Origin of the sequence: Dolichospermum sp. UHCC 0260 (assembly GCF_009711985.1) — a bacterium.
In the GTDB taxonomy this organism is placed as follows: Bacteria; Cyanobacteriota; Cyanobacteriia; order Cyanobacteriales; family Nostocaceae; genus Dolichospermum; species Dolichospermum lemmermannii.
On record NZ_VIKZ01000087.1, the window covers coordinates 1 to 12097 of the forward strand.

The window sequence follows — 12097 nt, forward strand, 5'->3', positions numbered from 1 at the left end:
TGACTAAGGGTTCTATATCTTCTTTTTGTAGAGGTAAGAAAAAGGCGGGAATTGCTTCTGATAAATTAAAAGGATATAATTCTGCTCTAGGTCGTAATTGACTACGACTAACTAAAATTTGATAATCTGATTTAATATTATTATCTAATATGGGCATAGATTCACCAGCACGTAATAAATCTATTTCGACTAAATGTGTAGAACTTCCTAATATTTGTAATCGTTTAGTTTGATATGCTTTTCTTCCTTCTCCTTGACGTTTATTTTTAGGTGATAGCAATTCAATTACTGTGATCACTTCACCTGTAGCAACTTCTCTCACTTCTAAATAAGTTTCTCTAATTTCTTCTGGTATGGGGATATTTACTGTTACGGGTTTAACAGGTGGAGAAACTACAGCAATGTTAGATGATTTCTGAGTTGTAGGTTTTAAAGAACGGGCGATCGCCACATCAGGAATACCAATTAAAACAGAGTTGCGATCAGTATCATGATAAACTCTTTTTTCCACTGCTACTCTGTATTTTGGTCGCAACTGTGGTATCAATGACTCAGCTAGTAATGTCAGAATCCAATGATGTACTTCTGGCCAGAGTTCAGGATTTTCTAAGTAGGGGTTCATTCCTGGAAATGGTGAAGGCATAATAAATAAATTATCGGTTAAATATCTTTTAACCTACAGCATAGCAAAATTTTTTCCTGAAATTGATTTCATAGTTTAATCCGATTTTTCTTCTTTTCTATTTAATTCTGTGCAGTTGCGAAAGAAAATACTGAGTTGCTAGGGTAGGTTGATCTGATTCGATGAGCGATCGCACTACAGCTACCCGTTGCGCCCCTGCCTTCATCACATCATTAAGATTACTCATATCTATTCCCCCAATTGCAAACCAAGGAATTTGACAATTTTGAGAAACATACTTCACATACTCTAAACCCGCTGCGGCTTTACCTACTTTAGTCGGTGTTTCATACACAGGCCCCACACCAATATAATCCGCACCTTCGGCAATTGCCCCTTGCATTTCTTGGGGATTTGTGGTAGAGCGTCCGATAATGCGCTGATGTCCCAGTAATTGACGCGCTACAGCAATGGGTATATCCTGTTGTCCCAAATGGACACCATCAGCATCTACAGCCAAAGCTAAATCTACCCGATCATTAATAATGAATAAAGCCCCATAATGGTGACATAATTCACGCAGTCTTATCGCCCGTTCTAAGCGGACTAAATCATCAGCGGTCTTTTCCCGGTACTGTAACAGAGTTAATCCACCTTGAAGAGCCGCTTCGGTAATTGCGAATAAATTATCTGCGGGAGATGTTACCAGATATAAATGCGATCGCCATAATAACTGATGACGCTGATAACCCATCAAATTACTTTCTAGGGTATAAACCTGATAACGCATTTGTTTACAAGCTGCTCCCATATTCCCATGATAAAGCTTGCCATATTCTTCTAATACGCGCAAAGCTTCCTGCACCCGGCAAAAATTAGCCTGCAATAGCGATGTAATATCAGCCCGTTGTTCCTCTTGGGGATGACTCAAATCCGTTCCTGGATCACCCTGTGTATCTCGTGCTGCGCGGATTTCTGCCGTATGCCAAGTACCCAACTCCTGACGCAAGTGTTTACATATACCTGAAAACTGGGCATTATTTAAACCAAACCGACACCATTCTTCAATAATTCGCAACCCTTCACGAGCGCGATCTAAATTAGCATCTAAAATGCGATAAACAGTTTGTTGTGTGTGACTATGGGCTGAAACCATTACAAAACCTCATTTTTAATGCTTTTATAGTAATAGCCAGCCTGATTCATATTTTAATATTTTAATTATTAAATACTTGCTAACTAATCGTGGTCAATTTGTCAAGATACAAGTAGCATCGTAGACATACTATCATGAAATAGTATAAAAATTAATTGTATAACAGTTGATATCCAGTCTCAGATCCAAATAAACTTTCAGTGTTGTTGCTATAAATTTTAGAGGAGTTTTATAAAAAATGATAGTCCCCCAAAAATCTGTGAACACCCGACAAAACTCCCTGAGTTGCTCAATTTTGAGTTTAACAGTTGGTTTAGGAGTAACGAGTACAATACTCTTCATAACAAGTGCAAGTAGTGTCTTTGCTCAAGTTCCGAGGGTTGGCGAACAAATACTTCAAGGTGAAAAAACAATTTCTCAGATTAACCAATCATTTGTCAACCCCAGTACAGGAAATGACAAAATAGGTAATGGTAGTATTAGCGCACCTTGGCGGACAATTAGCCAAGCCCTAGAAGCATCACCTTCTAATAGTGTAATTATCCTCTCTCCCGGTACATATAGCGTCCAAAGTGGAGAAGTATTTCCTTTAATGTTGAAACCTGGTATAGCCATTCAAGGCAACATTAACAATAAAGGCCAAACTGTGACAATTACTGGTGGTGGCGAATTTCTCAGTCGCCGATTTGGTGGTCAAAATGTGGCTATTGTCGGTGCTAACCAAGCTAGTTTAAGTGGTGTCACCGTCACTAATACCAATTCTCGTGGTTATGGATTATGGATTGAATCCAGTAATATTATAGTTCGGGAAAATACCTTTACTAATAATACCCAAGATGGAATTGCTGTCGCTGGTGATGGGACACCCAGTATTAGTAAAAATGTTTTTGTTCGCAATGGTGCTAATGGCATAACTATTTCTGGAAATGCTCGCCCCGAAATCAGGGAAAATATCTTTCAAGAAACTGGTTTTGGGATTAATATTGCCCAAAATGCGTCTCCTGTGGTGGTAGCTAACCAAATTCAGAATAATAGATCGGGGATTATTGTCCAAGCAAATGCTACACCAATGTTAAGGAATAATCTGATTCAAGGTAACAGAGAAGATGGTCTAGTCGTAATTGCCCAAGCTAGACCAGATTTAGGTAGTAGTTATGACCCAGGCAAGAATATCTTTCGGAATAATGGTCGTCATGATATCAACGCCCAAACTGCGAAGTTGGTGATTTCTGCGGCAGGAAATAATTTGGTTAGCGATCGCATCAGTGGTAAAGTGGATCTTCAAGGTACAACCGCATCTACAGCCAGAAATCCTGGTGCTAATTCTTTATCAACAGAAACTTCAGCCCGCAGGCCAATCACATTTTCTGCCCCCACAGTTCCCAATGCTCCTCATCAAAGAACGGTAACACCTTTAAAAATTAAACCCGTTTCTAATCCCAATCAATTGCCACGAGTACCAAATAATCTATCTAATCCATCCCAATTTAATTATACTCAACTTGATTCTGGTGCTATTGAATTTGTAGCTCCTCAAGCAGCCACAGGGGAAAATATGCAAAATTCAGCCCCAATATCAGACCCTCAAATTTATACAGCTACTGGGCAAAATGTCAGTTACCGGGTGCTAGTGTTGGTTGCAAATCAGCAGCAACAGAATTTAGTCAGTTCTCTGGTTAATGATGCTTTTCCCAAGGTTTGGCAAGGCCGCAGGGTGATGCAGGTGGGAGTTTTCAATAGTCAAGAAAGTGCCTCGGAAATGGTTAACCTCTTCAATAGCAAAGGTTTCAAATCAGTGGTTCAGGCTGTGAAATAATTGGGGATTGATCTAGGGATAGCTTATTTGTTTGGCTGCAATATTCCCGCCCGGAACTTAAGTTCCGGTCTCAAAGCTAAAGTGCGTTAAAACGCACTCTGGTTAACTCAAAATCAAAAATTATCCTATTTATGCCAAAGTAGTCGGTTTTAACCGACTTTAGCTTTTAGACAGGGAATTTATTCCCTGGCTTGAAGGGACATCAATTTACGTTAAGTTGATACCAATAAGCTCTTGCTTTACCCCTACCCACAGAATCAAATGAATCAGCCGTGTTGAGTATAATAGGGAAATATTGATATTTTTCTTGACTCTTGCCTCTTGCCTAAAATGCCAACTCCAATCTTTCACTGGTGAGGGCTTTGAGTTTGGAGGTGAAGGATTCGGTGCGATCGCTCTTTTGGGGCATAAACTGACCAATAGGGGGATGATTGGCCGTTGCTGGTAGCATTAACTGTTGGGCAGGTGGGGGGGAAATTTCCTCAATAATTTGCTGTTGTCTGATATTTGCTGTTAATTGATCAGAAGGAGATGCTGGGACTGGATTTTCTGGCTCAAAGTCCCGTTTCTCTGCTGTTGGCTGTAAATTATTATTTATTTGATACTTATAACTCACTGGAGCAGGTAATAAACGAAGATTTTTATATTCTTCCATCCTGATTTCCTGTTTAGTGGGTGGTAAAACTTGTAGGGAGGGAGAAGTGAGACGTTCAGGGAATTTGCTACAAATCATGCGCTCAAATTCCATATTGAAATGGTAGGTTGTCTCACCCTTTCGTCGCCAAAAGTTCAAGATTTGCTGTACAGATACGGCTTTATAACGACCTTGATACAAAGCTTCAATAACTGCTAAATGTAACCAATGCAGGGGATATTCAGATTGCCATTGGTTAACTAGCTCACTAGCATTGTGTCCGTTGAGATCAAAGCTGTAGTGAGTTAATAACTTAGCTGCTAGTTCGGCAGGAGGTGCGAAAGTTTGAGTGACCGGGGCTGTTGTTAACATGGGCTGTGAGTTATAGGCAATAGGTATAAACATTTCACCCATCGCATCTAGCCTAGCGTACTTTTAGCTACATGAGTAGTTTTTTTCACCAGCAGCAAAAGTCATAGGCAGTGTTTTCCATTCTACTTGTCAATTGCTGATATGCAAAACAACATAAGGTGAATTAATAACTTTTGTGCGTTGACTGGTGACTAATGCCTGATACACCATGGCTGCAACTTCGGCACGGGTGGCTTCCCTCGTGGGTGCTAGTAAATTGGGATCTGGATAATTAACAATAATTTTTTGCTGGGTAGCGATGGTAACTGCTGTCCGGGCATATTCGGGAATTTTATCTTGGTCAATGTAGGTTAAGGTTTTTTGAGCAGTGGCCGCAAGTCCCAGTCCGTTGACCAAGGAGACTATGACTTGTAGCCGTTGGACGTTTTGGGTAGGACGGAAGGTGCGATCGCTAAATCCGCCCACAAAACCGCCTCTGGCTGCAATTTCAATGGCGTTAGCTGCCCAAAAATCCTTGGCTATGTCTGTAAATTCTGGGGACGGACGTTTGGCTGGGGGATTAAAAGCCGCAGCAATTAAAGCTGTATATTGAGCGCGGCTCATGGCTTGATCTGGTTGGTATGTGCCATCAGCAAAACCCTGGGTTAAGTTCATACTAACTAATGCCCGAATAAATGGTTCGGCCCAATGGCCAACAATATCGGAAAAAGAGGGAATCTCTGTCTCTGGTTTGACAATATAGGCAGAGGGAAGGGGATTTTCTTGTCCTGTGGCGACTAATGCCTGATAAATTAGGACTGCGACTTCAGCGCGAGTAATTTCCCGCAATGGTTCTAATTGATCTGGTTGAGGATAATTGACAACTAATAGTTTTTGCGTAGCCACTGTCACTGCACTGGTAGCGTAACTGGGAATTTGAGCGCGATCGCTGTATACCATCAAGACGTTAGGATTACCACCACTCAAGTTTAAACCGTTGACAATGGAGACTAGGGCTTGAATTTTGGTTAAGTTATTTTCTGGTCGAAATGTGCCATCGGGAAAGCCTTTTAAAAAGCCTCTATCGGACGCACTGGCTATGGCTTTGGCAGCCCAAAAGTCGGATTTGACATCTTTGAATTTATCTAGTTGATTACTTTCCGGTAGTTGAAATGTCTTCGTCATCAAAGCTGCATATTGAGCGCGGGTAATGGGTGTGGCTGGTTGAAAAGTGCCATCAGGAAAACCACTAATAATATCTTTACTGACTAGGGCTTCCACGAAGGCTGCCGCCCAATGTCCTTCTAAATCAGCAAATCTACTGCTGACTCCGATTTGACTGGGGGTGTCAGCGGTAGCAGCGATGAAATCTATCGCCCCAATCACCTGGGGAAGACTTAATTGATTACCAACGGAGATGATTTTTTGATCTGTAACATTTTGTAAATCAAATTTACCCTGTTCTCGAAAAATGTTGTCTGCTGGGTCTTGGGGACTGCCTAAGTCGGGAACGGCATTACCGACGATTAAAAGACCACCTTGGGTGTTACTAGTGATGAGATTCCGCCGTAATACTGGTTTAGCATCACGGGAAAGGGCGATCGCTGTGCCATTGGCAGAAAGTTGATTATTTGCTACTAAAGGCGCGGCAAAATCACTAATGGCTATGCCCAAAGCATTATTTTCAAATACATTCCGCAGCACTTCCCCTTTGCTGTTCTTAGCTATGACTAATCCACACACTTTATTGTTAATAAACAAATTATCCACAATCCCCGGTTTCGCATTCCCAGTTATGAAAATTCCTTCTCTGGTACAGTTCTTAAATGTACTGTTGGCCACGGTAGGTATTGATGATTCAATCCACACGCCAGTACCTTTTGCGGCAGGATTAATCACCGTCACACCTAAAAGACTCGCATCACTTAGTAAAAGAAAAGTGATATTCTGTACCCCGAAACTAGGACTTTGATATTCACCACTGCCAGAAATGATCATTTCCTGGCCTTTATTTGCCTCATTTCCTACTACCAACACTCCCGGTGGAATGGTCAAGGGAAATACCTCACCATTGGCTGTGCTATAAGTTCCACTAGCTAACTGAATAATTGTTGATGCTTTTGCCTGTTTCAGGGCGCTGGTAATACTTTTTAGGGGACTAGGACGAGAACCCGTATTAGCATCATTTCCTGTAGCAGGATTAACATAGAGTGTGGCAACAAGACTAGAATTAACCATTGATTGTTAAACGAATAAGGTTTTAATGGTGACATCCATAATTAACCATACTTTTGACACACTCAATATTTCAAGTCGGTAATAAATAAAAATTCACACAAAAGTATCACAGCTTGAGGTGTTTGCCACTCTCAAGAAATTACCTGTCTCCACCACATATGAACCTGACCAAACAATAAACCACAAATTACGACATCTTCCATCAATAAAGATTAAGTTAATACCAGTATAACTTTAGGTTAAATTGCGTATTTAGAGGATGTTTTAAAAGTTTTTCATGTGTAAACAGACCCCTCTCCAAACCTCTCCCCTACCAGGGGAGAGGCTTTAAAACCCCCATTCCCTTGTAGGGAAGGGGGGAAGGGGGGTTAGGTTTTTGGAGATTATGGGTTTCATATAATACTTTTCAAACAACCTCTTAGGTAAAAGACAAGAAAAAATTGATAATCGACAATTTAAAACTGGGTTTCACAAGTATTTAAACATGGCAAAATAGATCGTAATAACATAGCCAATGTTCAGGTAATGAACTTAAATAATAGGAAATACCAAAAGCACATATTACTAAAAGTACAGGAACAACTGTAGTAAATTCTAACTTGCCTTTTTTGATCACTTCTAAGCAAGAGTTAACAATCACTAGAGGCCATAAAATAGTGATGATCACAAACATGATCAAGGATAAAAATTTCTCCTGTGGGGAAGATGTAGGGTGACGAAGAGAAAATGTTAACCAATTAGTAAAAAAATAGCCAGTCATGAGAACATAGCTAATAACTAAAGTTAATTGGATTTGATTCACTGAACTACCTACGCCTTTAATAATATAAGTTCTCAAAAATATATCTATTGAAGATATGTTTTAAGTGAATGCTAAAAACAAATTAAGAAGTGATCATGCCATACTTTAAAGTTCAGTTTTAAAGTCTGTTATGTCTATTAATGTTAATTAGCTGTTTCTACACTTGTATAGCACAGATACGAGAAAAGTGTCAAATAAAATTCAGGATTAAATCCTCTCAAATTATTTTAATTTGAGGTTGGGATAATATCTTAGCAGTCGGGAATAAAACCCTATTTTAGATGGAGTTTTATTTTATGATCAACTAATGCCCTCACCAGTAAGGTGGTTGCGATAAAATTGCAAAAAAAGGGAGGAAAATTTATATATTGGGAATTTAAACTTGGTAATTAGAAGAAGTCCGATAACTATACCCGATAGTAGAATCTTTTTGAATGTGTTGTTTAATACTATCAAAATCTATAAATTCATCAGCCACATCAATTAGGTGATTTCTAGAACGCGCTTCACTATCGCTAGTTGTTGTTTGCAAGCCAATTACTTCTACTCTAGCGCCCACATTACTAACTGCATGAACAGCATAGGATAGATCTCCGTCGCCACTAACTAAGACGGCTGTATCATAATAGGGTGCTAAAGTAATCATGTCAACGGCAATTTCTACGTTCAAATTTGGTTTTTTGTAATTATCGACAACTACACTCATATCTTTAGTAACTACACGATAGCCGTTACGACGCATCCATAAAAGAAATCCCTGTTGCTTTTCGTTGCCACTATCCATTCCTGTGTAAAAGAAAGCACGTAATAACCGAGAATTTTTTGTTAACCGACAAAGCAATTTTACATAATCAATTTCAATTCCCAATTGTAATGCGGCATAAAATAAATTTAACCCGTCAATAAAAATTGCTACTCGTCCACGACTGTCATCCTCATTAAAGCTGATATTATTAGCTGGATTAGGTTCTTTAGGCTTAATATTGCCTTTGGTTGCTGGGCTTTGCCAATGAGGTTTTTCTTTAAGTTCTTTATATTCGTTTGTTTTTTTGCTAAAATTGTCAAACTGCATTGATACCTCTGAATATTAAAGTGGGGATGTTGTTGTAGGTAAACTGACAATAGCTGAATTTTGACTAATTTGTTGCCACAGTCTTGGTTGAGTTAATACCTATCAGGTAGATTTTAGCCGATTTCTTCTAAGTGAATATGATATTTTGCCGTTTACCTGCATATACTTTACACAAAATGCCCACTTTTGGGCGAAATTCACTATTTATATCCAAAAATTATCTTGGAGTTTTATGGGTAAAGTCTGCTGTGTGAGCTTACAAGCAAATATTTTTAAATCAAACTTAATTACTGTTGGGGAATGGAGAGAGAGGGATTCGAACCCTCGTATACATTTCTGCATAACAGACTTTCCAGGTCTGCGCCTTCAACCACTCGGCCATCTCTCCAGGTGTCTCGTTTTGCTATATTACAATAGGATTAAAAAAAAAGCAACCATTTTGGAAAAGATATTTTTATGGCTAAGGCCAGGCTGCGCTATCATCACTCCCTGACCTGAAAGTGCAGAGTTTTCAAGCAATCTTCTTTTGACACTCTCCGGTCTAAAGACGCGGAGATTCTATAGAGAGTTTCAGTCTATATCCCTCAGTTATCCCAGTTTCAGGCAGGGTTCCTTAAATATTTGGGTTCTTGCCCTGATTTCGTTGGCCCTGGCGGGCGAAATCATATCTGACAAGCGTAACTTTCCGAGAGTCCCTCGGTAGCTTTTTATGTCTTTAGTGACAATTTAATTCTATCACGAATATGGATTAAAAGAATGCAGAATTTAGAATTTAGAATTTAGAATGACGTTTTGCAACGGGGATTTTACCCCGACGCAAAACCCGCTGCTTGTAGAAGCAGGGGACTTTAACCCCCAAAGGTAAGTTAAAATTTGAAATTATTTCAAATTTTCAAATTAACGTCAATGCAGGATAAAGGAAAGCCTCTAGCCTTCATCCCTTGTCTAAAGCCCAAATGTGGCTTCCTGAGTCAGCCACATTTTCAAGGGTTTTCGGCGTTCTTCCTTATAATTAAGTGTGAAACTCCAAATCCGCAAATCTAAAAATCAAGATGGTTCAAACCCACAGAATTAAAGTTTACAATCGCCAAACTGGGACATCACATACTCTCGAAGTTCCTGAAGACCGCTATATCTTACACACCGCTGAACACAATGGGACAGAATTGCCCTTTTCTTGTCGAAATGGGGCTTGTACAACCTGCGCTGTGAGAGTTTTATCAGGAGAAATTCATCAACCAGAAGCCATTGGGCTTTCTCCTGATTTACGTCGCCAAGGTTACGCTTTATTATGTGTAAGTTACGCTCGTTCTGATTTGGAAGTGGAAACACAAGATGAAGATGAGGTTTATGAACTTCAGTTTGGGCGGTTTTTTGGTAAGGGCAAAGTTAAAGCGGGTTTACCCTTAGATGAGGACTAAGATTTTTTGTGTGTTCATGTTAATGAATTTGATAGCGAGGATGGCTGCTGTAGTAGTCCGTCTTCGCGTTTTTGTACCGAAAATAATTATATTAGCTAGTTTGTTGCTGTTGGTGAGTTGTCAAAGCCACAACAATTCCTCAATCATTCCCGCTAATGTAAAAATAGCACGGGTTGTGAGTGGACAAAGTTTGGAAGTTTTGGGAATGGAAGCACAACCCAATTTAATTTCCCAAGTCCGATTAATTGGTTTAGATGCACCAGATATCCGCCAACTTCCTTGGGGTGAGGATGCAAAACAATTAGTAGAAGGTTTAATTGGTGGTGCAAATCAAGCTGTGAATCTGGAATTTGATTTAGAAGCTAAGGATAAATTTAACCGAACTTTGGCTTATGTATGGAAAGATAAACTGTTGTTAAATGAAGAAGTTGTCAAACAAGGATATGCTTTATTTGTAGCGCGATCGCCTAATCACAAATACGACCAACGCCTAGAACGCGCCCAACAATGGGCAAGAATCATGGGAAAAGGCATCTGGAATCCCGATAAACCCATGCGAATCACCCCCGGAGAATTTCGCCGTCTCTCTCGTTAAAAAACGACAACTGACAACCGACAACCGACAACTGACAACTGACCACTGACAACCGACAAATATGCAAATTTTTCTAGATATTGCTACAGAAGCAGCTTTAGCCGCAGGTGTAGTTTTACAAGATTATTTAGGTAAATTAGAAGACGCAATCACCGAAAAAGGCCGTCCTGGTGATTTAGTTACCGCTGCTGATAAAGCTTCTGAACAGGTAATTTTAGAAGTATTGCGTCGCCATTTTCCCCAACATTCTATCCTGGCTGAAGAGTCGGGAAAACTGGGAAATCAAGATAATGAATTTCTCTGGGCGATTGACCCTCTCGATGGTACAACCAATTACGCCCATCAATATCCCTGTTTCGCTGTTTCTATTGGTTTGATGATTCAAGGTGTCCCCAAGGTGGGAGTAATTTATGACCCTTTTCGGGATGAGTTATTTCGGGCTGCTGCTGGTTTAGGTGCAACCCGTAACCGTCGCCCTATTCAGGTTTCTCAAACAGCGGAATTAGGTAAAAGCCTGTTAGTCAGTGGATTTGCCTATGACAGACGGGAAACCCCTGACAACAATTATGCCGAGTTTTGTCATCTTACCCATCTTACCCAAGGTGTGAGACGTGATGGTGCAGCAGCTTTGGATTTAGCTTATGTAGCCTGTGGTCGAGTTGATGGTTATTGGGAAAGGGGAATTGCGCCTTGGGATGTTGTGGCTGGGATAATATTAGTCCAGGAAGCGGGAGGAAATGTGACTGCTTATGATGGGACTCCGATGAAAATTGAGTCGGGAAGAATTTTAGCTACTAATGGTTATCTGCACGATAGCCTCAGTCAAGAATTGATGAAAGTTCCCCGTTTAGCAAGTTGGACGTAATTTTTCTATGATGTTTGTGGGTTAGAAACTTGCGTTTTTTCATGAGTCGGTTTTAACCGACTTTTGCTATTAGACAGGGAGTTTATTCAGGGGAAACGCATCTAAATTATCTTGACAAAATACTATGTTAGTGAATCAATTTGTAAAAATATCTAATTTCATTCAAAAATTGATTAATTTCTTGATTAAAATTCTAAAAATTTAATAAATTTAGGGTAATTATTTATTGTTAATAATAAATTTATTTTGTTCATTTATATATATTAATATACTCAAAACGGTTGGGACATGGACTTTTGTGAAATCACGAAAAACCTAGATTTGTAGGAGTTTAGCATTGCTAAACCCCTACCCGCTTAAATCAAATAATTAAGGTGTGTTGAGTATAAACATCCAGTCATATCTAATACTTTAATTAATTCGGGTATTGCTGTTATCTCATTTGATTTTTCTTCTACCCCAGAAATTACTGCACAAATTATTTGTTCCTTGGGTTTATTTTCAGGACAAATAACAACTGTACGG

Annotated in this window: 10 protein-coding genes and 1 tRNA gene; 4 read left to right on the forward strand and 7 right to left on the reverse strand. The window is 39.6% G+C overall.

Annotated elements, in window-relative coordinates; translation table 11 throughout:
* Positions 1 to 643, reverse strand: a 643-nt coding sequence (locus FJR08_RS21885; RefSeq protein ID WP_168634576.1) for a DUF4058 family protein, incomplete at its 3' end; no start/stop codon positions are given.
* A gap of 97 nt (positions 644 to 740) precedes the next feature.
* Positions 741 to 1778 (reverse strand): thiamine phosphate synthase, encoded by a 1038-nt coding sequence (locus tag FJR08_RS21890; RefSeq protein ID WP_015079262.1) that lies wholly within the window; start codon positions 1776 to 1778, stop codon positions 741 to 743.
* Positions 1779 to 2016: 238 nt separating this feature from the next.
* Between FJR08_RS21890 and FJR08_RS21895 the strand changes: the two genes are divergently transcribed.
* A complete protein-coding gene (locus FJR08_RS21895) occupies positions 2017 to 3594 on the forward strand; it encodes a DUF1565 domain-containing protein (RefSeq protein ID WP_015079261.1) in 1578 nt (525 codons plus the stop codon).
* Positions 3595 to 3919: 325 nt separating this feature from the next.
* Here FJR08_RS21895 and FJR08_RS21900 read toward each other — a convergent pair whose 3' ends face one another.
* From FJR08_RS21900 to FJR08_RS21920, 5 genes are all read right to left on the reverse strand, one after another.
* Positions 3920 to 4633: a hypothetical protein gene (locus FJR08_RS21900; RefSeq protein ID WP_323294632.1), complete on the reverse strand. Its 714-nt coding sequence runs from the start codon at positions 4631 to 4633 to the stop codon at positions 3920 to 3922.
* A gap of 96 nt (positions 4634 to 4729) precedes the next feature.
* On the reverse strand, positions 4730 to 6817 hold the full coding sequence (locus tag FJR08_RS21905) for an S-layer homology domain-containing protein (protein WP_168634577.1): 2088 nt from the start codon (positions 6815 to 6817) through the stop codon (positions 4730 to 4732).
* A 478-nt stretch (positions 6818 to 7295) separates the two neighbouring features.
* The gene (locus FJR08_RS21910; protein ID WP_015079258.1) at positions 7296 to 7619 is read right to left on the reverse strand and encodes a hypothetical protein; all 324 of its coding nucleotides are present in this window, start codon (positions 7617 to 7619) and stop codon (positions 7296 to 7298) included.
* Between the two features lie 376 nt (positions 7620 to 7995).
* Positions 7996 to 8691: an NYN domain-containing protein gene (locus FJR08_RS21915; RefSeq protein WP_148765953.1), complete on the reverse strand. Its 696-nt coding sequence runs from the start codon at positions 8689 to 8691 to the stop codon at positions 7996 to 7998.
* A gap of 301 nt (positions 8692 to 8992) precedes the next feature.
* A tRNA-Ser gene (locus FJR08_RS21920) sits at positions 8993 to 9079 on the reverse strand.
* Positions 9080 to 9743: 664 nt separating this feature from the next.
* Here FJR08_RS21920 and FJR08_RS21925 point away from each other — a divergent pair.
* From FJR08_RS21925 to FJR08_RS21935, 3 genes are all read left to right on the forward strand, one after another.
* Positions 9744 to 10112: a 2Fe-2S iron-sulfur cluster-binding protein gene (locus tag FJR08_RS21925; protein ID WP_148765955.1), complete on the forward strand. Its 369-nt coding sequence runs from the start codon at positions 9744 to 9746 to the stop codon at positions 10110 to 10112.
* Positions 10113 to 10134: 22 nt separating this feature from the next.
* Positions 10135 to 10707, forward strand: a complete 573-nt coding sequence (locus FJR08_RS21930; protein ID WP_254434432.1) for a thermonuclease family protein — start codon at positions 10135 to 10137, stop codon at positions 10705 to 10707.
* A gap of 61 nt (positions 10708 to 10768) precedes the next feature.
* Positions 10769 to 11572, forward strand: a complete 804-nt coding sequence (locus FJR08_RS21935) for an inositol monophosphatase family protein (protein WP_148765957.1) — start codon at positions 10769 to 10771, stop codon at positions 11570 to 11572.
* Positions 11573 to 12097 lie beyond the last annotated feature (525 nt).

What these genes read in the sequence shown, in the direction of transcription:
- FJR08_RS21890 (WP_015079262.1), bottom strand. Translation starts at nt 1,778, where the DNA reads ATGGTTTCAGCCCATAGTCACACACAACAAACTGTTTATCGCATTTTA.
- FJR08_RS21895 (WP_015079261.1), top strand. Translation starts at nt 2,017, where the DNA reads ATGATAGTCCCCCAAAAATCTGTGAACACCCGACAAAACTCCCTGAGT.
- FJR08_RS21900 (WP_323294632.1), bottom strand. Translation starts at nt 4,633, where the DNA reads ATGTTTATACCTATTGCCTATAACTCACAGCCCATGTTAACAACAGCC.
- FJR08_RS21905 (WP_168634577.1), bottom strand. Translation starts at nt 6,817, where the DNA reads ATGGTTAATTCTAGTCTTGTTGCCACACTCTATGTTAATCCTGCTACA.
- FJR08_RS21915 (WP_148765953.1), bottom strand. Translation starts at nt 8,691, where the DNA reads ATGCAGTTTGACAATTTTAGCAAAAAAACAAACGAATATAAAGAACTT.
- FJR08_RS21925 (WP_148765955.1), top strand. Translation starts at nt 9,744, where the DNA reads ATGGTTCAAACCCACAGAATTAAAGTTTACAATCGCCAAACTGGGACA.
- FJR08_RS21930 (WP_254434432.1), top strand. Translation starts at nt 10,135, where the DNA reads ATGAATTTGATAGCGAGGATGGCTGCTGTAGTAGTCCGTCTTCGCGTT.
- FJR08_RS21935 (WP_148765957.1), top strand. Translation starts at nt 10,769, where the DNA reads ATGCAAATTTTTCTAGATATTGCTACAGAAGCAGCTTTAGCCGCAGGT.